General features: G+C 44.5%; 21 protein-coding genes and 4 tRNA genes. 13 read left to right on the top strand and 12 right to left on the bottom strand.

Translation table 11 applies throughout. From position 1 onward, the window contains the following. From L1070_RS13025 to L1070_RS13015, 3 genes are read right to left on the bottom strand one after another with little or no spacing between them, the layout of a single operon-like run. Positions 1 to 543 carry an acireductone dioxygenase gene (locus L1070_RS13025; protein WP_237125847.1) on the bottom strand — a complete coding sequence of 181 codons (543 nt, stop codon included), beginning with the start codon at positions 541 to 543 and terminating at the stop codon, positions 1 to 3. Next, positions 540 to 1223, bottom strand: coding sequence for an acireductone synthase (mtnC, locus tag L1070_RS13020; RefSeq protein WP_237125846.1), 684 nt, complete (start codon positions 1221 to 1223; stop codon positions 540 to 542). Before mtnC ends, L1070_RS13025 begins: the two co-directional genes overlap by 4 nt. Continuing rightward, positions 1220 to 1834 carry a methylthioribulose 1-phosphate dehydratase gene (locus L1070_RS13015; RefSeq protein WP_237125845.1) on the bottom strand — a complete coding sequence of 205 codons (615 nt, stop codon included), beginning with the start codon at positions 1832 to 1834 and terminating at the stop codon, positions 1220 to 1222. Before L1070_RS13015 ends, mtnC begins: the two co-directional genes overlap by 4 nt. A gap of 114 nt (positions 1835 to 1948) precedes the next feature. Between L1070_RS13015 and L1070_RS13010 the strand changes: the two genes are divergently transcribed. Further along, positions 1949 to 3088, top strand: coding sequence for a methionine aminotransferase (locus tag L1070_RS13010; protein WP_275423282.1), 1140 nt, complete (start codon positions 1949 to 1951; stop codon positions 3086 to 3088). Continuing rightward, a complete protein-coding gene (locus tag L1070_RS13005) occupies positions 3076 to 3861 on the top strand; it encodes an amidohydrolase (protein WP_237125844.1) in 786 nt (261 codons plus the stop codon). The genes L1070_RS13010 and L1070_RS13005 overlap by 13 nt, the downstream gene beginning before the upstream one ends. 34 nt (positions 3862 to 3895) lie before the next feature. Here the strand turns inward: L1070_RS13005 and L1070_RS13000 are convergent, their stop codons facing one another. From L1070_RS13000 to L1070_RS12985, 4 genes are all read right to left on the bottom strand, one after another. Continuing rightward, positions 3896 to 7186, bottom strand: a complete 3291-nt coding sequence (locus tag L1070_RS13000) for a methyl-accepting chemotaxis protein (protein WP_237125843.1) — start codon at positions 7184 to 7186, stop codon at positions 3896 to 3898. A 201-nt stretch (positions 7187 to 7387) separates the two neighbouring features. Continuing rightward, positions 7388 to 9547 carry an ATP-binding protein gene (locus L1070_RS12995; protein ID WP_237125842.1) on the bottom strand — a complete coding sequence of 720 codons (2160 nt, stop codon included), beginning with the start codon at positions 9545 to 9547 and terminating at the stop codon, positions 7388 to 7390. Positions 9548 to 9669: 122 nt separating this feature from the next. Then, complete coding sequence (locus L1070_RS12990; RefSeq protein WP_070982821.1) at positions 9670 to 10326, bottom strand: response regulator transcription factor; 657 nt, start codon at positions 10324 to 10326, stop codon at positions 9670 to 9672. Between the two features lie 228 nt (positions 10327 to 10554). Beyond that, a complete protein-coding gene (locus L1070_RS12985) occupies positions 10555 to 10926 on the bottom strand; it encodes a histidine triad nucleotide-binding protein (protein ID WP_070982820.1) in 372 nt (123 codons plus the stop codon). Positions 10927 to 11072: 146 nt separating this feature from the next. On the opposite strand from L1070_RS12985, the gene L1070_RS12980 reads away from it, so the two are divergent. Next, complete coding sequence (locus L1070_RS12980; protein ID WP_237125841.1) at positions 11073 to 11678, top strand: DUF2057 domain-containing protein; 606 nt, start codon at positions 11073 to 11075, stop codon at positions 11676 to 11678. A 34-nt stretch (positions 11679 to 11712) separates the two neighbouring features. Here the strand turns inward: L1070_RS12980 and L1070_RS12975 are convergent, their stop codons facing one another. Then, positions 11713 to 13557, bottom strand: coding sequence for a M1 family metallopeptidase (locus tag L1070_RS12975; protein WP_237125840.1), 1845 nt, complete (start codon positions 13555 to 13557; stop codon positions 11713 to 11715). 131 nt (positions 13558 to 13688) lie between these two features. Between L1070_RS12975 and murB the strand changes: the two genes are divergently transcribed. The 9 genes from murB (at position 13689) to L1070_RS12930 (ending at position 19364) form a co-directional block, all read left to right on the top strand. Continuing rightward, complete coding sequence (gene murB, locus L1070_RS12970; protein ID WP_237125839.1) at positions 13689 to 14702, top strand: UDP-N-acetylmuramate dehydrogenase; 1014 nt, start codon at positions 13689 to 13691, stop codon at positions 14700 to 14702. Beyond that, complete coding sequence (gene birA / locus L1070_RS12965) at positions 14695 to 15684, top strand: bifunctional biotin--[acetyl-CoA-carboxylase] ligase/biotin operon repressor BirA (protein ID WP_237125838.1); 990 nt, start codon at positions 14695 to 14697, stop codon at positions 15682 to 15684. Before murB ends, birA begins: the two co-directional genes overlap by 8 nt. Continuing rightward, positions 15684 to 16388: a type III pantothenate kinase gene (locus L1070_RS12960; RefSeq protein WP_237125837.1), complete on the top strand. Its 705-nt coding sequence runs from the start codon at positions 15684 to 15686 to the stop codon at positions 16386 to 16388. The genes birA and L1070_RS12960 overlap by 1 nt, the downstream gene beginning before the upstream one ends. A 121-nt stretch (positions 16389 to 16509) precedes the next feature. Next, positions 16510 to 16585 (top strand) — tRNA-Thr (locus L1070_RS12955). 46 nt (positions 16586 to 16631) lie between these two features. After that, positions 16632 to 16716, top strand: a tRNA-Tyr gene (locus L1070_RS12950). A gap of 44 nt (positions 16717 to 16760) precedes the next feature. Next, positions 16761 to 16835, top strand: a tRNA-Gly gene (locus L1070_RS12945). 12 nt (positions 16836 to 16847) lie between these two features. Continuing rightward, a tRNA-Thr gene (locus L1070_RS12940) sits at positions 16848 to 16923 on the top strand. Between the two features lie 127 nt (positions 16924 to 17050). Continuing rightward, positions 17051 to 18235, top strand: coding sequence for an elongation factor Tu (gene tuf / locus L1070_RS12935; RefSeq protein ID WP_237125819.1), 1185 nt, complete (start codon positions 17051 to 17053; stop codon positions 18233 to 18235). A 286-nt stretch (positions 18236 to 18521) separates the two neighbouring features. Further along, positions 18522 to 19364 (top strand): arylamine N-acetyltransferase, encoded by an 843-nt coding sequence (locus L1070_RS12930; RefSeq protein ID WP_237125836.1) that lies wholly within the window; start codon positions 18522 to 18524, stop codon positions 19362 to 19364. A 4-nt stretch (positions 19365 to 19368) separates the two neighbouring features. On the opposite strand, the gene L1070_RS12925 is transcribed toward L1070_RS12930, so the two are convergent. Continuing rightward, the gene (locus L1070_RS12925) at positions 19369 to 20133 is read right to left on the bottom strand and encodes a transporter substrate-binding domain-containing protein (RefSeq protein ID WP_083330374.1); all 765 of its coding nucleotides are present in this window, start codon (positions 20131 to 20133) and stop codon (positions 19369 to 19371) included. A gap of 160 nt (positions 20134 to 20293) precedes the next feature. On the opposite strand from L1070_RS12925, the gene L1070_RS12920 reads away from it, so the two are divergent. Next, positions 20294 to 21622, top strand: coding sequence for a tetratricopeptide repeat protein (locus L1070_RS12920; protein WP_237125835.1), 1329 nt, complete (start codon positions 20294 to 20296; stop codon positions 21620 to 21622). 45 nt (positions 21623 to 21667) lie between these two features. Here the strand turns inward: L1070_RS12920 and cysQ are convergent, their stop codons facing one another. From cysQ to L1070_RS12905, 3 genes are read right to left on the bottom strand one after another with little or no spacing between them, the layout of a single operon-like run. Continuing rightward, a complete protein-coding gene (cysQ, locus tag L1070_RS12915) occupies positions 21668 to 22438 on the bottom strand; it encodes a 3'(2'),5'-bisphosphate nucleotidase CysQ (RefSeq protein WP_237125834.1) in 771 nt (256 codons plus the stop codon). A gap of 3 nt (positions 22439 to 22441) precedes the next feature. Then, entirely contained in the window at positions 22442 to 23038 is a 597-nt protein-coding gene (cysC, locus tag L1070_RS12910) for an adenylyl-sulfate kinase (protein ID WP_070982809.1), read from the bottom strand. 11 nt (positions 23039 to 23049) lie between these two features. Further along, a complete protein-coding gene (locus L1070_RS12905) occupies positions 23050 to 24774 on the bottom strand; it encodes an SLC13 family permease (protein ID WP_237125833.1) in 1725 nt (574 codons plus the stop codon). Positions 24775 to 24788 lie beyond the last annotated feature (14 nt).

Below are 24788 nucleotides of genomic sequence, written 5' to 3'. Positions count from 1 at the left end.
TTAATCTAAGGTGGGAAAGTGCTTGGCAATGTCAGATTCTGTGCTTTGTGCGACCCATCCCGCTTCATTGTTGAAAAAGCGAATGGCAGTAAACTCGGGGTCACTGCCCATATCAAACCAGTGTGCAGTGTTGGCGGGCACAGAGATCAAGTCACCTTGTTGACACAGTACCTGATAAACTTTATCCGCTATATGCAGACAAAATAAGCCTTGCCCCTTAACGAAAAACCTTACTTCATCTTCGCTGTGGGTGTGTTCAAATAAAAACTTTTCTCTGAGTTGTGCTGCATTCGGATTGCCTTTGGCAAGCGATATAACGTCGACAGTTTGGTAGCCACCACCCGCTTGCACGCGCGTAATGTCCTGCTGGTAAGCTTGCTTGATATCCGCTTCACTCATATCGTCGACAATAGCCTGTGAGGCTTGCCACTGCTCAAAGCTCACACCTACCGCTTCTAGGTGTTGTTGAATGAGTGTGGCATCCGCGGTACTGAGCTGTGCTGTATCAGGTTGCTTGTCTAAAAAAACCTGGAGATGGCTCATAGTTTGCTCGCCTCAAATTGATTAAAGTTTTCAATGACAGGGTGATGCTCGCTTTGTGGCTGAGCATCGCGCCAAAGTTGTAGTGTTTTCATACCCGCCGCTTTAGCTGCATCCAGCTCCGCAACAACATCGCTCAAGAATAAGATCTTCTCAGGTGGATAAGGAAGCTGAGCTAATATGGCTTGATAAGATTGTGGTTGTTGCTTTGCGCCAACTCTGGTGTCGAAATAGTCGCTAAACAAATGGCGTATATCGCCAAAGTCAGAGTGGGCAAACAGCAGCTGTTGTGCTTTCACCGAGCCAGAAGAATAAACGTACAAAGCAACGCCATTGGCCTTTTGTGCGCACAGAAACTCGTAAGCATCGGGGTAGAGGTGGCCAGTAAAGTCGCCTTCTTCATAACCTGATTGCCAAATATAACCCTGTAATTGCTTCAATGGTGTCACTTTTTTATCTGCTTTTATCCACCCTAACAATGCGGCTATAACTTCATCAATGCTGGCATCAGGGTTATCTAATTCGTTGCGAACTGCATGGATTTGCGCACTTACCTCTTCGCGTTGCTGATGTGTTCTTACAAAGTGTTCGAGGTGCTTTACAGCGTATGGAAACAATACCTCCTTGACGAATGAAATACGTGTAATCGTTCCCTCAATATCCGTCACAATGGCCTTTATCATTTTGTTGACTCCAACTTAATTCTTTCCAGTTCACAGGCGAATAAAAACTCTAGCCCTTCGATATGGCGGCGTGTTTCGTTTACGCTGCTACCCAGAGCATATAATCCATGCCCTCGGATCAGCACTGCGTGGTGAATAGGGCTGTGCTGATGATACTCGGCAACACACCCGGCAAGTCTTTCAATGTCTTGGTCGTTATCGAATATCGCAACTTTCAACGGTGTGTGATGGCTGTGTATTCCCGACAAAGACTTTTGCATTTCGTAGCCGTTGATGGTCAGTACCTGACCTGTTTCAAATCGAGATAGCACAGTTGCAGCGACAGAGTGGGTATGTAATACGCACTCAGTTTTAGGTACGAGTTGATATAGCTTCAAATGCAGGGCGGTTTCAGCGGAAGGTTTTCCCTGACCTGATATGACTTTTCCATCCGTATCTAGCTCCAAGAAATGTTCACACGTTAGATGGCCTTTGTCATAGCCACTGGCGGTGACGACAAATCCGTGTTGCGTTTTGATAGAAAAGTTACCACCGGTTGCAGGCACCCATCCGCGTTGACTTACCCATTTACCCGTTTCAATTAGTGCTGATTTAGCAGCATCATTGTTCATCCTGTGTTACCTTGTTCTGGCGAAGAAATAAAAAATATTTAGACGGCTATACATCTATTCGTGTAATCATAACACTGCTTTTAGTTTTGCACCATCATCAAAGAGAGAAGGACATTGGAAAGTAAATTACCACACCTAGGCACCAGTATTTTTAGCCAAATGAGCGCACTGGCAAACCAGTATCAGGCGATTAACTTATCTCAAGGATTTCCTGAGTTTGATGCGCCAGACTTTCTTAAAAAACAGTTAGCGCATTATGCCGCTTCTGGCTTGAATCAATACGCACCTTCATCTGGTATTGCAGGTCTACAAGCGCAGATTGCCAGTTTAGTACAGCGACGTTACGCGCACACTCTCGACCCAGATACCATGGTGACAGTGACCAGTGGCGCGACAGAAGCGCTGTTTGTGGCAATACAGGCAATTACCCATCAGGGAGATGAAATCATCATTTTTGACCCTGCATATGACAGCTATGCACCAGCGATAGAGTTAGCTGGTGGTAAAGCGGTGCATATTGCGCTTCGCTCGCCAGATTACCGTATCGATTGGCAGCTTGTATCGAGTAAGGTGACTACTAAAACGCGCGCCATTATTATCAATACACCGCACAATCCCAGCGCGAAGATCTTGACTAATAAAGATATCACCGCGCTGAAGTCGTTGCTGATTGAGCACGATTTATTGCTTATCAGTGATGAAGTGTATGAGCACATCACGTTTGATGGCCAGCCACATTTAAGTGCATTGGCGGATAAAGAATTGTTTGAACGTAGTTTTGTGATCTCCAGTTTCGGTAAGACTTTTCATTGTACTGGTTGGAAAATGGGCTATTGTGTCGCACCAGCCAAGCTAAGCGAAGAGTTTCGTAAGGTTCACCAATACGTGACATTTTCAAGTTTTACGCCAGCGCAGTTTGCACTGACCGATATGCTGCGTGAACATGGCGAACATGTTGATGAACTTGCTATGTTTTATCAACAAAAACGTGATGTATTGGTTGAGGCACTTCAGGGCAGCCGTTTTAAAGTGTTAGCCAGTGAAGGAACGTACTTCTTATTATTGGACTATTCAGCGATTTCACAGCTTGATGATGTGGCATTTTGTGAATACTTGGTCAAAGAGATGGGGGTTGCAGCCATTCCGTTAAGTGTTTTCTATGAGACCCCACCGGGTGATAAAATTATCCGTTTATGTTTTGCCAAGCATACTGAAACGTTATTGAAAGCCGCGGAGAAGTTATGTCAGTTATAGCAAGTAGCTTAAAAGTTGCATTGGTTCAAAGCGATATACACTGGTGCCAAGTGACACAAAACCTAGTTAATCTTGATGCGCTTTTGACGTTGGATGAGTCAATCGATTTGCTGGTCTTGCCGGAAACGTTTGCTACTGGGTTCGCGATAAACCTTGATGTGGCTGAGCCAGAAGAAGGACCGATCTTTACATGGATGAAGTGCACTGCAGCACGTTTAAATACGGTGGTGGCAGGCTCGGTGTTGGTACAACAAGCGGATAAAAAAGCAAACCGCTTTTATTGGGTCTGGCCGAATGGACATTATGAGTTTTACGATAAGCGCCACCTTTTTTGCTTAGGGAACGAAGGAGCACACGTAGTCGCTGGCACACAAAGAAAAATATTCACAGTCAACGGCTTTAAGGTCCTACCTCAGGTCTGTTATGACCTGCGTTTTCCTGTATTTCAGCGCAGTTTAAATGATTACGATGTGATGATAAACGTGGCGAACTGGCCAGCAGCTAGGCGTTATGCGTGGGATCAGCTATTAATTGCTCGGGCGATAGAAAACCAATGCTATGTGTTAGCATGTAATCGTATTGGTGACGATGGTAACGGCGTGGCACATTCAGGCGGTACAGCAGCGTATGATTACCTTGGGCAGCCAATCTGTCAGGTTAATGATGACAACCAAGGTGTATGTGTTGTCACTCTAAAGCATGACAAGTTAGCCCAATTTAGAGAGCGATTTCCTGCACACTTAGATGCAGACGCATTCACACTCAACATCTAGTTGCATCCCTCACTTATAAAAAGTGAGGGCATGGTTAAGAGGCGTTGTACTGGTGTACCAATAAAGTCGCTTGGGGCGTGTCTTTGGCTAAATTAAAATATTCCAACAGACGGCGCATTTCGTGAGATTGTTCAGCCATTTGTTTGGCGGCAGCCATTGTTTCTTCGGTAATTGCAGAATTTTCTTGGATCAAATCAGTGAGCCGCTGTACCACTTGGTCAACTTCTTTAATCGCGTGTTGTTGACTGGTGGTGGAGTGATTGATTTTCACGATGGTTTCACTGACTTCTAAGACTGCCGAGACGATTTGCTCAAGCTTCAGCCCTGAGCTATTGGCCATTTCAATTCCTTGGCCTACTTTTTCATTGCTATTAGCGATAATTTCTTTGATTTGTTTAGCGGATGCAGCACTACGCCCTGCCAGTTCTCTGACTTCATTGGCAACTACAGCAAAACCTTTTCCGTTTTCTCCCGCTCTTGCGGCTTCAACAGCGGCATTGAGTGCGAGTAAGTTGGTTTGAAACGCTAACCCATCAATAACAGAGACAATCTCATTAATACTCTTGCTCGCCTTGTCCACTTCGTGGATGGCATCAACGGTTTCGTTTGACAGCTCACCACCTTCTTTGGCCGTTTCTTCTGCATGGTGGGCAAGTTTTACGGCGGTACCAGATTGGGTCGAGACTTGGGTTAATGCATCCAGCATTTGACTGGTACTGGCACTGGCTTCTTCTAAGTTAGCAGCCTGCTCCTCTGTGCGAGCACTGATCTCGGTGTTACTGTCAGCAATTTCGGAAGCGCTTTGTGATACGTTACTCGCAGTTTGTTGAATACTTTCAATCACCTCAGTGAGTTTAGCGATTGTGGCGTTCACATCGCTTTTCAAAGTACTGAATACGCCTTCATAATCGCCATTGATGGTATGGGTTAAGTCACCTTTTGCTAAGGCACTCAATACTTGCGTTACTTCACTAATCGCGTCGTTGATCACAGCCGTGGAGCCGTTCACATCCTCTTTCAGTTGCAGTAATTCGCCCTGTAAATCGGAATGAATCTGGAGGCTGAAGTTCCCCTCACACATTGCTGCCATCACACTGCCGAGCTCGGCAATGACCTGACTGAGGTTGTTAACCGAACGGTTGATATCCGTTTTGAGTGAATGTAGCTGGCCTTTCATTGAGGATTCGATGGTTCGGTCAAAACGACCATAGCTGATGGCTGTCATTACCGATGAAATCTCGCTGACGGCCACATCAAGAGACTCGATTGACAGGTTGATGTCTTTTTTAAGTTTGCCGAGTTGACCATGAGCTTCGCACTCTACGACATGCTTGAAATCTCCTTGACTGACCGAAGCCATGACACTACAAATATCTTCTATCACTTCGGCGAGGTTGGTGACGCTGAAGTTGATGTCATCTTTTAAGGTTTCTAATTGTCCTTGTAGTGGCAGACTAATACGCTTGGTGAGATCACCATTACGGATAGCGCTCATTACTTTGCTTACATCATCAACCGCGCCAGATAGGCTCTGCACCGAATTATTCACACAGTTTTTCAACTGCTCTAACTTGCCACCTGCTTCTATATTTATTTGTTCCTTGAAGTTACCTTGTTCAACGTTCTTCATAACATGAACTATGGCGTTCATGGTGTTATCCAGCGAATAGAGTGAGTAGTTCACGTTGTCTTTGAGTTTTGCGAGATCTCCAGACATGGTTGCATGGATTTGGCCATCAAACTGCCCCTCAGACATTGATCTGATGATGTTATTAATTTCGCCAATCGCACTGTCTAAAGTGCTAGCACAGTGGTTAGTGGCCTGTTTTAGTACGTCAAGCTCGCCTTTACATTCAACTTTTATGCGGTCTGAAAAACAACCATCAGCCATTTTATTCATAACGCGATTAGTCGCAGTTAATGAAACTTGTAGCGCGTCTAGCATAGAATTGAATGCCTGAGCTGACTCGCCAATTTCATCGCTGGTAGACACGGGCGCCCGCAAAGAGAAATCCCCTTCATGCTCAACTCGGCGCATGGTAGAAACCAGTGCATGAACAGGTTTAGTGAGCGTTTTAGCAAACCACATGGCGGCAACGATGATGACCACGATACAGACTAGCAGCATGATGGTGAGCACCTGAGTCAGCTGAGTGATGGCGGCAAACGCCTCGGTTTCGTCTATCTCTGACAGTAATGCCCATTGTACGCCCATAATGTTGATTGGGGTATAAGCTGAAAGCACACTTTGACCGTTGTAATCGGTGACTAACTTTTGACCTTCTTGGCCTGCAATAGCCAAGTGATAAGACTCAGTATCAATTCTGCCTTTTTCAGGGTGTTTAAAAGAATTAACCACTGAATGATCGAGGGGATCTAAATAAGAGTCAGAACGCATCAAGCCATCGGGTCCAACTAAATAGGTTTCGCCGCTTTGTCCAAGTCCTTCTCGTTCAGTCATAATACTATTGAGCGCTTCTACAGAAAGCTGAAACACCAAAGTTGCCCCTGCCGTGCCTGCAATATCAATGGGAGCGGCAATAAAACTCGCTGGCGCATTGTAGGAGGGGAGGTATTGTTCATAGTCTGCAAAAGCATATGTTTGTTCGCCTTTTAGCGCTTTGGCGGCGCTAAATACTTTGGCTAAATTACTCTCGGCATAAGGGCCATTAAGCAAAGATGTGGCGAAATCTAATTCTTTGAAAACTGAATAGACTATGATGCCCGTATGGTTGTCGATGATAAATAAATCGTATAGCTCAAACACATTAGAAACTTCATTGAAGTACTGATGAAACTCACGGTGAGCGAGATCATAATTGTCTAAATGGCCCGTGCTGACTAATCGCGATTTTTCGCCTAGTGGGTAGGTATTGTTTGCTATATATCGTGTTTGCAGCTCAATTCCCTCGGGTGAGAGCGTATCTAGTAGTCCCTCAGGTGGCCTCTTCTCTGGGTTTTGTTCGATAAACTTATCCGTGAACTGGGTTTGATAAAAGCTACGTAGGTTTTGCGGAATATGGGTTGGTGCGTCTAAATTGGCGATAGCATAGGTAAAAGACTCGGCGGCTTTGGCTGTGTGTGGGTTGATGGCTAACATTTGTAGTTTATCGCGTACTCCATCAAAGTACCTAAGTACCGCATTCTTTTTAACTTCGCTGACTGCGCCAAGTTGTGCGTATGACTGCTCTTGGAGTGCTGAAGAAGAGTGATACAGCGCGATGGCAATAATTCCTGCAGTGGGGAAAAGTGCAACCAATAAAAACGCAATAGTAAGCTTTTTTGTTAAGTTAAGCGTGGTGAAATGCTTGATTAAGTTGCGCATAACATATTCCTTGTTACCAATTTTTAGAAGTATCAACTAAACAACTGACTGATAGAAAGTGTAGAACAATTCTTGTTTGCGTCGAGAAAATAGTGTCTAAAAAATCGGCAAATAAGCTGGGGGATAAGTCGTTTGCTAGCCAAAAAGTATGAAATGCAGTGTGAGGTGAGTGATACATCTACACCTCACGTCCGCTCGAAATTAGCCTAAGGTATTCTTTCTTATAAAGCTTAAATAGGCTTCCAAACTTTGCTGCCATAAATTCATAGCCTGGGTGAGCTCTCCATCACTGGATTTACCATCAAGCAAGCGGCGCTCAACTTTTTTTAGTGCTAGGCCATAGCGGTTAAAGCCTAGTTGCAAAGCGGTGCCCGCTTGACGGTGTAGCAGTTTAATGCACTGGTCGTTGTTGACCCCTTCTAACTGCTGAATGTGGATTAGCTTATTGCGGGCCGACAAAACAAATTCATTATACACCGAGGAGATTTCATCTTCACTAAAACCACTTTTCAGCGAATTAACGGCCGTGTCATCATACAGCGTATCAGTCAGCTCTATGCTGATGTTGGGTTTCTGTGCGCTTTGTGAGTCACTTAGTGCCTGTCGGAGCTTTTCTTGTTTAATGGGCTTGCCAACGATATCTTTGATCCCCAGTGCTAAATATTCTTTGATTTCATCTGGGCTGAGGCTGGCGGTGAACGCTAAAAATGGTGTGCGTTTGTTTTTATGTTCAATATTTTTCAGCTTACGCATGACCTCTTGACCTGTCAGATCTGGCAGGTTCATATCCAAAAGTACCACATCAAATTGGTGTTGCTGCAACAGTGTCATGGCGCTTTGACCATCGGTGGCAAGTTTAACTTTATGTTCGTCGGCGGCCATAAACTCAATGGCAATCTTTTGGTTTAAATCTAAATCTTCTACCAATAGCACATTGAGGCCAATAATACAGTCTGGGTTATGATGACGCTGCTCTACGAGGCTTAGCTCGCCTAATGTCAGGGTCACATCAAAGCTAAATACGCTGCCTTGGCCCACCGCACTGTTAATGTTTAATTTTGAACCCAAACGCTCTAGCAAACGGCTGGTAATTGCCAGCCCAAGCCCTGTGCCACCTTTAATTTTTCCAGCGCTGCTTTGCACATACGGCTCGGTTAACTTATCGATATCTTCTTTGTCGATACCTGGGCCTGAGTCAATGACGCTAAAGCGAACGGTATGATCCATATTGGTTTCTTTGACCAACTCAACACGGATTTTAACGCTTCCTTTATCAGTAAACTTGATGGCATTGCCGACTAGGTTGATCACAATTTGCCTAAGTTTTTGTTGGTCGCAGTAGTAGCAGGCTTGCTCAGGTAGATCATAAATCAGCTCAAACGATAGCTTTTTCTGTTCTGCAAGTGGACTAAGTAGCAAGCACAAATTGTTTAGCCAACTTTTTAATTCGACATCTTCTTCATATAAGGCCTCGTCACTCTGATCTAAGCTTGCGTAGTCTAGTACTTTATCAATCAGTAAATTAAGCGATTCAGCGGAATTAATAATGGCTTCACAGTAAGCCTTATTACGGTGATTGGTGGTACGGTTAAGTACCAACTGCGCACTGCCTAAAATACCATTTAACGGGGTGCGGATCTCATGGCTGATGGTAGACAAAAACAATCCTCTGATCTCCAAATCTTTTTGCGCTTTTTCTGTGAGTTGATTGAGGTTTAATTCACGTTTCTCATTACATAGCAGTGCCATACCTGTGGCGTAAAATATGGGCGCTAACACGCCGTTAATAAATAATGTGGTGACAAACCAGTTGTCATCCAGCAGGCTGAATTGGGTGACGTCTCCCATTAAGAAGGTACGCGCCGTAAACGCGCTCATTACCAGCAACAAAATAATGGTATAAACGATCGTGCCATTTGGGTACAAAGGACGAGCAAAGCGTAAAAACAAGTAAAGCAAAAAAATGGTTTCAGCGATATGCTGTAGATCTGAGACCAAAATCCGGTAACGCAAATTGTCATCAAACGCACTAAAGTAAACTAACCCGACAAATAGTATGGCGGTGATGCCTAGAAATAGCTTAAGTTCTACGCCCTTGTAATTCAGAAACTGTGAAATTGAAAAGCCGTGAATAATTGAGGCAGTAAATAATAACGCGTTTGCAAAGCCAATGCTTTGCCATAGGTGCAGCTGGCTGTGTACAGAAAACCCGATCACCGCAGCAAATAGAACAAGCGGGTAAAATATATAGAGCAAGGTGCCCGGTGTATCTTTGTTCGTTCGCCAAGTGAGAAAGTTAAGCAATACCATCATTGCCATCATCGCTGCGCTGGTGATGTACAGAGTTTTCGGATCAAACATATTTTTTTATTTATTATGTTAGGTACTTAATTGGTTAGCATAGAGACTTGTGGTGGGGGAGTAAAGAAGCAAAACAGCCGCCAAAGCGACTGTTTTAATAACACAATTGATAAAACTGCTGCTTAGCGAATTTCATCAGGAATATTTTGCTGAGCCCAAGACAGCAACTCGATTCGGTTACGGCATTTGGTTTTTCTAAAAGCACTATATAAGTGAGTTTTAACGGTATGCGGGCTGATATTTAGATCTTCGGCAATTTCTTTGTTCTTAGCACCTTTACTCATCAAAGAGATTATTGCCTTTTCTCGTTTAGTGAGTTTTACTGGTTCGATGTCACCTTCTGTAAGTTTATGCAGTGCATCTTTATTAAATTGCAACATACGATTTAGCGCATTACACATGATCTCACGGCGATACCAAAGCTGGTTTTCCATCAGCAGGCGGATACCTTTCATCAATACATCTGCGTTGTCGGTGGTATAAAAAACACCACGGATACCACTTAGCAGTGCTCTGTTAGCCAGCTCAGGGTTTTCATCAAGGTTGAAAAGAACGATGTCACAATTGACTTGTAGCCTAGAGAGCTGCTCTTTGAGCGTATTCCATGCATCTTTGGGTGATGTTTCGATAAATAGGATTCTTGTTCCTTCCGGTACATCTTCGATGTTGGTACTGGTAATAACTTCTAGCCCTTGCGTTTTGAGCAATGGCTGAAGCACGTTTATACCTATGGTATTAATTGGATTTTTATCTAATAACAAAAAGGCAGAACTGCTCATTGATACTAACACTCTCATTCAAACTGATACTTCAATGCTAACATGAGGTTCCGCCCTTTTGTATTAGTATTTTCATCAAAGCATAGAAGTATTTGCTATATGTTACTGCTAGGTAAGATCATGAGCAGTAACATATTATCAAATTAAAATGTTAACCTTTTGATATGAATAAAGTTTTGTTTTCCCGTATAATAACTTAACTGTTTACTTTATTTAACAAAGAATAGTTTAGAATAGTTCTTTTTTCTTATTTTGATATGGAGGCCACCCCATTGCCTGCCCAGCCAGCATGTGTAAGTGAATATGATACACCGTTTGTCCGCCATGCTCATTGCAATTCATCACCACACGGTAGCCATCTTCGGCAAAGCCGTGTTGCTTGGCAAGTTTTGCCGCAACAACATATAAGTTGCCAACAAGGTGGGCGTTTTCTTCATTTACATCGTTAATGGTCGCAATACGCTGTTTGGGGATCACCAACACATGGAACGGAGCCTGAGGATTAATGTCTTTAAAGGCGAGAGTGTGCTCGTCTTCATAAACAACATCGGCTGGAATTTCTTTGTTGATAATTTTGTCGAAAATTGTGCTATCTGTCATGTTAGATCCTACTAAATACATGCTCGATTTCAATCATTGAACGGCATGGTGGGTATACTAAGGTTGAATGGTTACACTAATGACAAAGTTTACACCGCCTGTCAAACTGCAAATGTACACATCGCCATAAAATTGAAGGATATAACATGACTGTTAAGATATATGGTTTATTCATTACGCTACTTACATTACTCAACTTTGCCTATGCAGGCAGTGCAACGGTCAATTTTTCGTCAGAACTGTACCCTTTGCAAGTGAATGAACAAGAAGTCGAACATTCGCTATTTAGCAAAGTTACTGAACTAGAACTTGCGCCGGGTCGTCACATCTTAAAATTAAAATACAACGACTTATATGAGTTAAACTATGATGAGCATGAGGTGATTGAGTCTGACCCGTTTTGGGTGATTGTGGAGCTGACAGAAGAGGGCGATTATCAGGTGTTGTTTCAACGCCCTGAGAGTGTCGACTTGGCTAAGCAATTTGCGAAACATCCCAGTGCTTCGTTGCAAACACCGAGTGGACAAGCTGTCGAGCTTAAGACATTAAAGTTTCGTCCAAACCTTTCCCAAGAACGACCGGTGACGGCGAGAGAACTTGCTCCTACGGCCTCAACACCCGTTGCGCCACCTAATGATAGACCTGCAAAAGGCATATCTCATCCCGATGCGTACTCTATGTTGGAATTTTGGTGGCAACAAGCAAACGATGCACAAAGAGCCGCATTTCTAGAAAAAATAAAGGGCCAATAGTGGCCCTTCTAATCTATAATTTTCGCGTCGTTTACTACTCAAAAATCGCGTCAATTGTGCCTTGTGCTAATGGGTGATAACCCGGACGTGCATTCTGGTACACCTTGTAAGCCCAGTCACGCTTACCATGCTTAACCAGTGCTTTGTATAGAGGAACAATCAACTTACGACGACCAATACCCGTTAGATGTTTGTCCAAAGCAGGATAAATGGCTTCATAACCATTGCCTACAGCTAGCATGTACCAAGCAAATGCGCGTTCCGCATTGGTAGATTGGGTTAGGTTAAATGCCTTATCCAACTCAGTCATTTTGGCTGGCGCAAGATCTCGAGGTAAGTTGTTGATAAAGTGCAACCACTCGTGAACCGTCCAACTGTCGGTTGGGAGGCTGCTTAAATCTTGTTTTCCTGTTAACCAAGCCTGTGTGTGAGCATCTACTTTGTCAAATGCGTCGGATGTGGGGTTAGGGGCATCACTGGGAAGTCCAGGTTCAAAGATCCACTCTTTGGCCTTGTCCAAACTAACAACACCTGGGTATTTCTCAAGTAGATTTACTTTTAAGTATTCAACAAACTCTGCTGTAGTTAACGATTTAAACGCGTAAGTTTTAAAATATTCTTTGACGAACACATCAAACTTTTCACGACCAAACTGTTCTTCTAGGTAAATTAAGAACAATTGACCTTTGGTATAAGGTACCGAACTAAAGGCATCATCAGGATCGCGACCATTAAGCTTTAGGTTCAAGCGTGTGTCGGGTGCAGCGATCGTTTTGAGTAGTGCGCGTAAACCCGCTGCATCTAGTGCTTGCTCCATTACCGCACGTTCTCGACCAAATACTTCTTCCATGATGCGGTTTTCAACATACGACGTAAAACCTTCGTTCAACCACAAGTCTTCCCATGTCGCGTTGGTAACCAAGTTACCAGACCAAGAATGAGCCAGTTCATGGGCGATTAGATTCACCAAACTCTTATCACCGGCGACAACCGTTGGTGTGATAAAGGATAAACGTGGATTTTCCATGCCGCCAAATGGAAAGCTTGGTGGTAGCATTAACAAGTCGTAACGACCCCATGCATACTCGCCGTACATAGCATTGGTTTTGTTGATCATGGTTTGCGTGTCATTAAACTCCGCAACCGAGGCATCCAAGATTTGCGGCTCAGCAAAAATTGCCGTTTGGTGAGACATTTCTTTATATTCAAGGTTGCCCGCACCGATAGCGATTAAATACGGTGGGATAGCTTGAGGCATATCAAACCAATAATCGCCATCTTTGATAAGTGCGCCCGAGTTATCTGCACTCATCACCGCTCGCACGTCTTTCGGAGTGTTGATGCGAGCCGAGTAAGTGACACGCATGGCCGGAGTATCCTGTACTGGGATCCAGCTGCGGGCATGAATAGCCTGAGACTGACTGTACATGAACGGGTGTGTTTTGCTGGCTGTTTGGATGGGTGTTAGCCACTGTAGGCCAGATGCTTGTGGCAGGCTGTTATAATAAACGCGTGCTTTTTTTGCTTGTTCTTTGAAACGTATTGTCAGCTTAGCGCCTTTTACATCATCACGTTTGGCAAGTGTGAAGCTGGCCTTATGCCATTTGCCATCACGACCTTGATACATCACTTTATCGACTTCTAAATCACGGGTATCAAGTACCAAAGTGCGAGCTTTGCTATTCTTCCACTCCAAGGTGTGCTCAACAAAGCCTTCTAGTTGTTTGTCGGCAAAGTCTACGTCCAAATCTAGGTGCAGATGAGTTGAGATTACATCATTGAGATTGGCATAGGTGTGTTGGTCTACTGCTTGAGTTGCTGTGACAGAGTGTGAGAGTCCCGCCAGCGCAAGGCTGGTCGCGAAGGCTGTTAATTTCATAAAATCCTTGCTCGTTATGGAGTGTTTGTGGTCATGTTATAACACGCTTGTGGTTAAGATCACACATGGATGCGCCCAGTTAAGTGATCGGGTAAACTAGCGCTATTGAAATTATTTGTTAAGGCCATGCAGTGCACGCTTTACAGTCTCTACATACATTTGCCCTACCCAGTCAATGCCATCAGCTAGTGACTATTAGTGATTGGCACCAACTTGAAGGTATTGATTTCTCAAAGCCATTTTGTTTGCTTGGAGAAGGGAGTAATACCATCTTTGTCGATGATTTTGCCGGCACCGTACTGAAGATTGCGCTTCGAGGCATCACAATTGAAGAACGCGGTGACAACTGGTTGGTAGAAGTGGCCGCAGGAGAAAATTGGCACGCGCTGGTCATCTATTTGCTAGAGCAAAATATTGCTGGGTTAGAAAACTTAGCGTTAATCCCAGGCACCGTAGGAGCGGCCCCCGTGCAGAATATTGGCGCTTATGGCGTTGAATTAGCACAATTTGTTGAGTACGTTGAGGGCTTTGATATTGCAACAAAGCAATGTGTCAAGCTGAGTAATGAGCAGTGTGAATTTGGCTATCGTGATTCTGTGTTTAAACATGCACGCAAAGGATGCTTTGTGATCACGCGTGTGGGACTTAGATTGAATAAGCAATGGCGGCCGCAGCTAAGTTATGGTCCATTACAAGCTCTTCATGAGCAACAACCAACAGCCAAGCAAGTGTGTGACACGGTCATCAATGTCCGACAAAGTAAGCTACCAGATCCACAGCTACTGGCCAATGCGGGCAGCTTTTTTAAAAACCCTATTGTCAGCAATGAGATGATAGCTGTGCTCAAACAGCGCTTTGCAAATATGCCTGTTTATTATGTTGACCCGCAGCAGCAAAAAATTGCTGCGGGGTGGTTAATAGAACAACTTGGCCTCAAGGGCCACCAAATTGGCGATATTGTTGTTTATCAGCAGCAGGCTCTGGTGTTGGTGAACCAAGGTAAAGGCAGCGCAGAAGATTTGATAGCCATGATAGAATATATTCAGCAACAGGTTTGGGGTCAGTTCCGTGTCCGTTTGGAGCATGAAGTACGTCTGATGGGGCAATATGACGAAATACACATTCAGGGAGTCATGAATGGCTAAAGCGCTTCAAGGTAACAAGCTTGCGGTTTTGAATGCACTCAACCAAGGTGGGTTTGTGTCTGGACAATTGTTGGGAGAACAGTTAGGCATTAGCCGAGCGGCGGTGTCAAAACATATTGCTTCGTTGCAAGAGATGGGAATTGATATATTTACCGTCAGTGGCAAGGGCTACAGTCTTAACCACAGTTTACCTTTGTTAGATAAAACGCAGATAAGTCAGCACCTCACTCAGTTACAGTGCCATAATCCAATAGAAGTGGCTGCGGTGATTGATTCAACCAATAGTGAGTTAATGCGCCGTGTGCAAGCAAAGCGACCGATGGCTTCGGGGCAGATCTTAGCGGCGGAAATGCAACAAGCCGGTCGAGGTAGGCGCGGTCGTACATGGCAATCCCCCTTTGGCGCAAACCTTTATTACAGTTACTACTGGCGATTAGATGATGGTTTGCAAGCTGCCATGGGGGTATCTATTGCGGTGGGGTTAGCGGTATATGATGCTTTGAAGTCTTTGTATCAACTCGATGTATCACTCAAATGGCCAAACGACATTTACCTAAATGGCAAGAAACTCGCTGGGGTGCTAGTGGAGTTAGATGGTCAAGTAGAAGGCCCTTGTCACCTAGTGATTGGTATAGGTATTAATTTGCTCATGCCAGATGGCGCCTCATCTCATATCGACCAACCTTGGACAGACTTGTCGAGTCATATCGGAACACTGGATAAAAATCAACTGGTTGCTGTGCTCACCCAGTGCTTGACTGCGCGTTTGGCGCAATACCAGAAAACTGGTTTGGCTGAGATGAAAGTGCAGTGGAACGCGCTCAATGCTTTTGCAGGAGAAGTTGTTACACTAAGTACTGGTCAACGCCAGTGGCGTGGAGTGTGTGAAGGTATCGATGAACAAGGCGGGATTGTATTACGTCAGGATGGTGAATTAAAAAGCTATTTTGGTGGTGAAATATCATTGCGTAAGGACGACTAATGCGTTTGTTAATAGATGTGGGCAATACCGCGGTCAAGTTAGCCTTGGCTGAGCAACAAACTATAAAGGTGATAGCGCAAAGCGATATTCCGTGGGGGAAGCTCAGCGAGGTGCTGGTGGCACAAGTCGGAAAGTCAGATGAATTAACTCCCTACACCGTCAAAGCGCAGCAGTTGAACATTCCAATTATTCACGCTTATGTAACACCTGTGTTAGGCCAATTACACTGTGCGTATACACAATATCAAAACCTTGGGATCGATCGCTGGTTAACTGTGGTGGCATGTCATTATTTATATCCTAACAAGCATTGTGTCATTGTTGATTCGGGCACCGCCACCAAAGTAGATGTGCTTAGCGCCCGTGGCCAGCATTTGGGTGGCTGGATACTGCCGGGGTTGGATATGATGGTCAGCAGTGTGGTGAGTAATACGCAAAAAGTATTCAGTGATGAGCAAAGCTTATATACCCAGGAACTGGGTAAGAATACGCCTAATGCGGTCAAAAATGGCGCTTTGGTGGCAACATTGGGGGCTGTGTATGCGGGAATAGCAAGCTTAGAGTGTGATAAACATGACCTTAACGTGATTTGTGCAGGCGGATACGGTGAATTTATATCTCAGCAGCTTGAATGTGAGACTTTGTTTCATGACTTTTTGGTCTTTCAGGGACTACTGTTTTGGCGTAAAAACATTCAACTTTGAATGTTTTAGCGCGTTTTTGCCGTAAATCTGAGCACTTAAGCATTATTTTCACATTTTTTTGCAGATTGTTGTTGCATCGCCCGAAACCTTGCTCTAGAATCTCGCCCCGTACTAAAGCAGTGCCGACTTAGCTCAGTTGGTAGAGCAACTGACTTGTAATCAGTAGGTCATCCGTTCGACTCGGATAGTCGGCACCATTTTTTACACTGCAATCTGCAGATGCTTTAGGAAAGAATTTTTCGTGGAGGGGTTCCCGAGCGGCCAAAGGGATCAGACTGTAAATCTGACGGCACTGCCTTCGCTGGTTCGAATCCAGCCCCCTCCACCACTTTATTCTTGACGGTTCGAGGTAGTTAAGAACAGGTTCCTAAAGCGGGCATCGTATAATGGCTATTACCTCAGCCTTCCAAGCTGATGATGCGGGTTCGATTCCCGCTGCCCGCTCCAGTATTCTGGTGTGCTGATATAGCTCAGTTGGTAGAGCGCACCCTTGGTAAGGGTGAGGTCGGCAGTTCAAATCTGCCTATCAGCACCAGTCTTAAGAATCTTCTCAAATACTTCCTTTGATTTGTCATTAAATAACTGAAAGAATAATCTTAGCTCGCATATGGCGGGTTATTTTTATATGTAATCTAGATACACAAAAACTGATAGGTTCCGTCATGGCAAAAGAAAAGTTTGAACGCGTAAAACCGCACGTAAACGTAGGTACAATCGGCCACGTTGACCACGGTAAAACAACTCTAACAGCAGCAATCACTAACGTACTTGCAAAAGTATACGGTGGTGTAGCAAAAGACTTCGCATCAATCGATAACGCTCCAGAAGAGCGTGAGCGTGGTATCACAATCTCAACTTCACACGTTGAGTACGATACACCGACTCGTCACTACGCACACGTAGACTGTCCAGGACACGCTGACTATGTTAAAAACATGATCACTGGTGCTGCACAGATGGACGGCGCGATCCTAGTAGTTGCTGCTACTGACGGTCCTATGCCTCAAACACGTGAGCACATCCTACTTTCTCGTCAGGTTGGTGTACCTTACATCATCGTATTCATGAACAAATGTGACATGGTTGACGACGAAGAGCTTCTAGAGCTAGTAGAGATGGAAGTACGTGAACTTCTTTCTGAGTATGACTTCCCAGGTGATGACCTACCTCTAATCCAAGGTTCAGCGCTTAAAGCGTTAGAAGGTGAGAAAGAGTGGGAAGACAAAATCGTTGAGCTTGCAGAAGCACTAGATTCTTACATCCCAGAGCCAGAGCGTGACATCGATAAGCCATTCATCATGCCTATCGAAGACGTATTCTCAATCCAGGGTCGTGGTACAGTAGTAACAGGCCGTGTTGAAGCTGGTATCATCAACGTGAACGACGAAGTTGAAATCGTAGGTATCAAAGAAACTACGAAGACAACTTGTACGGGTGTTGAGATGTTCCGTAAGCTTCTAGACGAAGGTCGTGCGGGTGAGAACATTGGTGCACTACTACGTGGTACTAAGCGTGACGAAGTTGAGCGTGGTCAAGTACTAGCGAAGCCTGGTTCAATCACACCTCACACGAAGTTCACTTCAGAAGTATACGTACTTTCGAAAGATGAAGGTGGTCGTCACACGCCATTCTTCAAAGGCTACCGTCCACAGTTCTACTTCCGTACAACTGACGTAACAGGTAACGTTGAGTTACCAGAAGGCGTAGAAATGGTAATGCCTGGTGACAACATCAAGATGACTGTAGAGCTAATCTGCCCAATCGCGATGGACGAAGGTTTACGCTTCGCTATCCGTGAAGGTGGCCGTACAGTTGGTGCTGGTGTTGTAGCTACAATCGTAGAATAATTTCTAGATTGCAGTAACACTGTAAAAAAGGTCACTTCGGTGACCTTTTTTAATGCCTGCAAAAAGTGGTAGGTCGGATAAGCGAAGCGCCATCCGACGGAGAGTCCCGCAGCCATTGTTAGACTGGGGCATTTCACCTTGCGCAAAAGCCACGGACTTCGTCCATGATTTTGTACGTTAATGATGATAATCATTGTCTCTAAAAAACCGTAAAAAGCGTTTGACCTCAACCTTACTTGAGCTTTTATCGTACGTGTAACGACTTTAAAAGTATAAGGAAAACTGGATGCTAGAGCTAAAATCATCACCTATCGCAGAATATATTATTCATTACCTCAGTCGCTTCTCTATTCACGCCCCCGTAGGTACTTTAAGTTTTGTGCAAGCCTTACAGGCGCAGCACATAGCTATGTACAGCTTCAGCAGCATTAATGCGATGCAGGGCACTTACCTAAGTCTTGAACCTGAAGCGCTGTTTGAGCGGCTAATTGCACTGCGCCAAGGTGGTTATTGCTTTGAGCATAATCGCGTGATGTTTTTAGCGCTTGAAGCGCTCGGTTACAGTGTCAGGCCCGCATTAGCACGGGTGATGCTTAGTGGTAAAAGCGATAATCCGCGAACGCATCGAGTCACCTTACTCACTTATAATGATCACACATATGTGGTGGATGTGGGTTTTGGCGTAAAGGTGCCTATCATGCCGATTGCCATCGATCATGATCATGTGGCCAACGAAGGACCCAATCAGTATCGGGTAGAATGTACAGACTCCCATGTGAAAGTCTCGTTACTTGAACCTGAGTCACTCACTTTATATGAGATTGACTTAGCAAAGGTATTTGAAGAGGACTGCGAGGTGGGGCATTTTTACAGTCACCAGCATCCCGAGGCGGCGTTTGTGAATAACCTGGTTGTGTCACGTGTTGATGATGGCAAGCGCTACCTGATCCGCAATACGACTTTTTTATGCCTAGATGAGCGCGAGCAGACACAAAGCGAGCTGGAGATCCGTAGTGTGTCTCAGCTGCAGCAGTTGCTACAAAGGCACTTTAATATCGTCGTCACCAAAGAGTGCTTGAACAAAGTATTTGCTAAGGTACAAGTGCGGCAGTTGGCGCGAGTGGGCTAGCGGCTTAATGCGCTCTTATTGCCTGCTCACAGCGGGCCTCGGTATTGAGCTTGCTTTTAAGCATGTGATGGCTTTTTTGCAGTTTGCTGATTAAGCTCTCATCGCTGTTAATATTGGCGGCGAGGTACATGCGTTTACTCAAATGGGGAGAAACATAAACACGCTCCCACTCTCCGTGCCTACCTAATGCCATTTGTACATTTTTCACGAATAGGTCGGCGCCATACAACAGGTCAACTCGTGCTTTGTTGAGCATTTGTGCGCCTTGTTCATGGCTGGCTAGGATCACTAAGTTATCATCTTGGCTGAACCCGATTTCCACCAAATGTTGCTCGGTTGGTTGTCCTGAGGCCACGGCGACAACGTATTGCCTGACATCCTCAATATCATTAATCTTTATATCTTTTCTCGCTTTGAGCTTATAGAAAGATACATTTATTTCGCACAGGGGGGCGACCCAATGATATTGCTTTTCGCGCTCTTGTGTGCGTGCCAGAGAGTAAATAAAGGCGTTGGGGGTATTGTTCACCACATGATTGGTTCTAAACCAAGGTAGAACATGAATTTTGTAATCAATTTTGCTGTGCTCAAAAAGCATTTTTACCAAATCTGTAGCGACTCCGCCAATTCGCCCCGGCCCCAGAAACTCCTGATAAGGAGGGAAGTCTTCGGTATAAATATGTACTGGATCATTTGACTCATCAGCATGCACGATACTTTGGAATATTAATAAAGCCCCTGTGGCTATCCAGCGGATTGATTGTTGCATTATTCTCGCCCTGTTTTTTTCCCTTTTTATAAAGCGTAGTCAAAGTGATACATTTTGGTGTTATTTTATCCGTCGCCTAGTGCGCCTTAATTGGATACAATGGATCTATACTCAGAAATAAAACAGCCTGATAGGTAGTGAACACAAGGATTTAAGCGGTATGACTCGTATGTTAGCGTTAGTGGGCGCGGTTTTTTTTCTCAGCGCCTGTACCAGCCTCGTTGAAAAAGGAGACAAATTATACGAACAGGGCATGTATCAACAGGCAGCCGAATTTTATCAGCAAGCTTTAAACGAAGATGCAACAGATGTTGAGGCTCAGCAGCGGCTTAATCAGGCCCGCCACAAAATTATAGACCGCGGACTCATTGAGGTTCGCATGTTGCGATTGGCTGCAAATCAAGTGGGGGCTGCGGATAAGCTTGAAGCTATCTTGAGAAATCAAAGCGCTTGGCATATTGAAGCGATGGGGGCACAAGCTGCAACACAAAGTGAGGAAATTCGTTACGCTGAGCAGTTTTTACGTACTCAAGCCAAAGATCTAGCCAGCAGCACATATCCAGATAAGTTTCGTTGGTTTGAGCACAAGTATGCGTTTTTGGTCGCCAACGCGCAACTTACTTCATTGTTGACGGGCTATCAGCAACAACTAAGCGAACAAGCAACAAACAAATGTCACACGCTGGCTGAGCAGGTGCAGGGACAGCGTTTTTTTCTCAAACAGCTCGCACAAAAATATTGCTCGGCTTGGGGAGTGTCACCAACGTTCAAGCTAGATCAGCGTGACCAAAGCCGTTATAGAAGTATTGTTTTCAATAAGCAACTACAACTTAATACCTCAAAACGACGCGCTCATCAGCAGTTAATAGATGGTGCCCTCAGGGAGCTTAAAGACCAGTTTCAGCAAAGTATTTGGTACTCTCCTTTTGGTGATAATGTACTTAACTTGACGATAACCGCCGATGTTGACTATCAGCGCAACAGCATACAAAAGCAACAGGAAAAACGCTATTTGGTCAAGGAGCTACGTCTTGATCCAAATGACAAATCTAAACAAGTTGAGGTAGATATTGAACGGGTCTATATCTATCCACAAACACACTACTATGAAGAATACTCTGCACGCTTAAGCTACAGTGGCCAATTGGCTACAATGCAGTTTGCAAATCAGTATATAGATAGCAAAAACAATCGAACCGTCAGTCATAGTGCCGACTTTGAAGAAGCTGAGTTAACCCCTAGAACGGCCAAATTTTTAGATCAAACGGGCGCATTTTCTGACTATTTAAAGCACCTGACACAAGGCACCAGCGAAGAGCTGACAAAACTATGGGCTAACCAATACTGCCAAAATCAGTATGCGCAAAACTCGACTGAAAATGTGCTCAGATGTGCTCGCGTGGCACCTGATGATGATTATGTAAATAGTTGGTTTGAGCGTCAGTTTGGCATCGATTACAAAGCGATGCGCACGTTATATGGCGCGTAAGCTGGAGCGTAAAAGCATGGACTCAGTCCATGCTTTTAGTCGATACTAATCAATTAGGCGTGAAACCACAAAATAAGGGTTGAGGTAACTCTCTTTTTGGTTGTATTGCAGTGGCGTACCATCAATTTGGCTGACCGTTGCGCCTGCAATTTCTGCGACAGCGTGACCTGCACCCGTATCCCATTCACAAGTTGGTCCAAGTCGAGGGTAAATATCAGCTTGGCCTTCAGCAACGAGACACAGCTTTAGCGAGCTGCCCTTAGGAACCATTTCAACTTCTTCAAATTGTTCGAGATATGTTGCTAAGTCAGGAGATGGGTGTGAACGAGAACCAACCACATGAATTTTGCCTTTGTTAGGCTTTTTAGTCACTTTTAGTTCAATGCGCGCTTCGCCACACTCTCTAAATGCACCAATGGCTTCAGCTGCTAAATAGCTGACATTCAAAGCGGGTGCATGTACCACCCCCAGTATTGGTTTAGCGTTTTTGATTAACGCAATATTGACGGTAAATTCGCCATTCTTTTTGATGAACTCTTTAGTACCGTCGATTGGGTCGACCAGCCAGTATTGTTCCCATGCTTGTCGGGTTGGCCAATCAATATCGGCACTTTCTTCACTCAAAATAGGCAGCTCGGGAGTGAGTTTTTTTAGACCTTCAACTATTACCTTATGGGCCGCGAAATCGGCATCGGTTACTGGACTTTCATCAGCCTTATACTCGATATTAAAATCTTTGGCATAAATCGGCATGATGGCGTCACCCGCTTTGCGTGCTAACAGTAAGATCTCTTCCAATAGATCGGTCTGGTTCATAACTTATCCTATGATGTTTCTAGTTTTTAGATACTCTACTAACTGTTCGACGGATTGCTGCAAGGTGTTTTTACTGGTATCTAAACGCACTTCAGGGTTACTAGGCACCTGATAATCAGAATCTATCCCAGTAAAGTGTTTTATCTCCCCAGCTCTAGCTTTTTTGTACAGTCCCTTGGGATCTCGTTGTTCACACACATCTAAAGGTGTATCCAAAAAGACTTCAATAAACTCACCGTCTGCTAATAGCTCACGTACCATATCACGTTCTGCACGAAACGGGGAAATAAAGGCTGTTAATACCACCAAACCAGCATCAGCCATCAATTTGCTCAGCTCACCTACACGGCGAATGTTTTCCACGCGGTCAGCATCACTGAACCCCAAATCTTTGCATAGGCCATGACGTACATTATCTCCATCTAGCAGATAGGTATGTACACCTTGCTGATGTAGCGCACTTTCTAGTGCACCTGCAACGGTACTTTTACCAGAGCCAGAGTAACCTGTGAACCAAAGCACGCAGGGCTTATGACGCTTATGTTCACTACGTTGGGCTTTATCAACGGCATAGTTATGCCAAACTATATTTTCATCCATATTACTACCTATTAAAATGGGAACACTAAAGGTATTAAGGTTAAAACGGTCACCGAATAAATAAGGGAGAGGGGTAACCCCATCGTGACATAGTCTTTGATCCGATAGTTGCCTGCGCTGTACACCATTAGGTTGGTTTGATAGCCAAAGGGCGAGATAAAACTTGCTGATGCACCAAAAGCCACTGCCATAACAAAAGGTAACGGGTTGACACCAAAGCCAACTGCTAAGGCATACGCAACAGGGAAAGAGAGGGCTGCGGCTGCATTGTTGGTGATCAACTCGGTAAATACCACGGTCATTACGAATATGGCGATGAAGGCGCCATAAGGACCAAAGTCACCTAGCAAGAAGAACAAAGCACTGGAGATTTGGCCGGCCAAGCCAGTATTGATCATTAGCTTTGCAAGTCCAATAGCACTGCCGACGATAGCAACCAGTTCAAGTGGAAAGCGTCGTTTCAATTCATTTATTTTAATGGTGCCCATTAACATAAGGCCGACTAAAAGTACCATTAGGCCTTTAACAAGCGGGACTATATCGAATATGCTCAGTGCTAGTACGGCGGTAAACGCACCGAGTACAAAATTGGATTGCTTCGATTGCAGATGAGTTTGTAAGTCCAACCCCGAAATATAAACAAACTCGCGTTTAAGATCGGGTAGTTCATAAAACTGACTGCCAGGGGCAAGAATAAGAGAGTCACCAGCTTGTAATCGAACCTGACCTAGGCCACCTTGCAGGCGGTCATGACCACGGCGAATTGCAATTACGGCTGCGTGAAATTGCTCGCGAAAACGAATTTCTTTAACAGTCTTTCCGATAAACTTAGATGATTGGCTCATCACCACTTCGACCAAATGCTCTACATCTTTTTCATGCTTGTCATGAACGATTTTTAGGCCGTCAAATTGTGCTAGAAGTGGCACTGACTTGATATCTCCAACAAATAGTAAAACATCACCTTGTTGAATTACCTGTTGTGGTGTTACCGCAATAATACGGCGATCGCCATGAATAATCTCTGCGAGGAATAAGTCTTTCAGGTCGCGTAGGCCATTTTCTTCAACGGTGCGACCAATCAACTTTGAACCTGGTTGCACTTTACCTTCGAGATAAAATGGCACTACTTCTTGATCGTTTTTGCCATTATCGGGAAGATATTTTAGTAGCACCATAATCGTTAGCAAGCCTGCTAACAATGCACCTAACCCAACTAAGGTAAAGTCAAAAAAGCCTAATGGCGCCATGCCCGCGTCGACGGCAAAGCCATTGACGATGAGATTGGTGGAAGTGCCGATTAAGGTTAATGTCCCTCCCAGAATTGCTGTATAAGACAATGGCAATAATAGCTTTGAAGGAGAGTGGGTTGGGCTATCTTTTATTGCAGAGATGAGTGATGCCACAACGGCCGTATTGTTGGTAAACGAAGATAAAAAAGCTGTCGATAAGCCCAACTTCATTACTGAACAAGACAAACTACCTTTTGCCAGCGATCGCGCCAAGGTTTGTACCAATGTGGTTTTTTCTATCGCAATGGATACCAAAATCAGCAAGATAAGGGTTATTAAAGAGGGGTTTGCGTAGTTAACAAGCATTTCCTCAAGCTCAATTAAGCCTGACAGGTAGCTGATACTTATGGCCCCAACAAATAGCCATGCAGGATTCAGTCGGCTGCCGAAAAGGCAACCGACTAGTACTAACATGATACCTGTTAAAATGATTTGCTCATGCACTGAGAGATGCTCCT

The organism is Pseudoalteromonas sp. MMG022 (assembly GCF_021654245.1).
Classification (GTDB): Bacteria; Pseudomonadota; Gammaproteobacteria; order Enterobacterales; family Alteromonadaceae; genus Pseudoalteromonas; species Pseudoalteromonas amylolytica.
The sequence above is the reverse complement of the archived record's forward strand: the minus strand, read 5'-3'. Positions and strand labels throughout refer to the sequence as shown.

Bases quoted from the DNA above. Each gene is read 5' to 3' on its own strand.
- L1070_RS13025 (WP_237125847.1), bottom strand. From the start codon at position 543: ATGAGCCATCTCCAGGTTTTTTTAGACAAGCAACCTGATACAGCACAG.
- tuf (WP_237125819.1), top strand. From the start codon at position 17,051: ATGGCAAAAGAAAAGTTTGAACGCGTAAAACCGCACGTAAACGTAGGT.
- L1070_RS12990 (WP_070982821.1), bottom strand. From the start codon at position 10,326: ATGAGCAGTTCTGCCTTTTTGTTATTAGATAAAAATCCAATTAATACC.
- L1070_RS12930 (WP_237125836.1), top strand. From the start codon at position 18,522: ATGCTAGAGCTAAAATCATCACCTATCGCAGAATATATTATTCATTAC.
- cysQ (WP_237125834.1), bottom strand. From the start codon at position 22,438: ATGAACCAGACCGATCTATTGGAAGAGATCTTACTGTTAGCACGCAAA.
- cysC (WP_070982809.1), bottom strand. From the start codon at position 23,038: ATGGATGAAAATATAGTTTGGCATAACTATGCCGTTGATAAAGCCCAA.
- L1070_RS12920 (WP_237125835.1), top strand. From the start codon at position 20,294: ATGACTCGTATGTTAGCGTTAGTGGGCGCGGTTTTTTTTCTCAGCGCC.
- L1070_RS13015 (WP_237125845.1), bottom strand. From the start codon at position 1,834: ATGAACAATGATGCTGCTAAATCAGCACTAATTGAAACGGGTAAATGG.
- L1070_RS12980 (WP_237125841.1), top strand. From the start codon at position 11,073: ATGACTGTTAAGATATATGGTTTATTCATTACGCTACTTACATTACTC.
- L1070_RS12960 (WP_237125837.1), top strand. From the start codon at position 15,684: ATGCGTTTGTTAATAGATGTGGGCAATACCGCGGTCAAGTTAGCCTTG.
- L1070_RS12975 (WP_237125840.1), bottom strand. From the start codon at position 13,557: ATGAAATTAACAGCCTTCGCGACCAGCCTTGCGCTGGCGGGACTCTCA.
- birA (WP_237125838.1), top strand. From the start codon at position 14,695: ATGGCTAAAGCGCTTCAAGGTAACAAGCTTGCGGTTTTGAATGCACTC.
- L1070_RS12925 (WP_083330374.1), bottom strand. From the start codon at position 20,133: ATGCAACAATCAATCCGCTGGATAGCCACAGGGGCTTTATTAATATTC.
- L1070_RS12995 (WP_237125842.1), bottom strand. From the start codon at position 9,547: ATGTTTGATCCGAAAACTCTGTACATCACCAGCGCAGCGATGATGGCA.
- mtnC (WP_237125846.1), bottom strand. From the start codon at position 1,223: ATGATAAAGGCCATTGTGACGGATATTGAGGGAACGATTACACGTATT.
- L1070_RS13005 (WP_237125844.1), top strand. From the start codon at position 3,076: ATGTCAGTTATAGCAAGTAGCTTAAAAGTTGCATTGGTTCAAAGCGAT.
- L1070_RS13000 (WP_237125843.1), bottom strand. From the start codon at position 7,186: ATGCGCAACTTAATCAAGCATTTCACCACGCTTAACTTAACAAAAAAG.
- L1070_RS12985 (WP_070982820.1), bottom strand. From the start codon at position 10,926: ATGACAGATAGCACAATTTTCGACAAAATTATCAACAAAGAAATTCCA.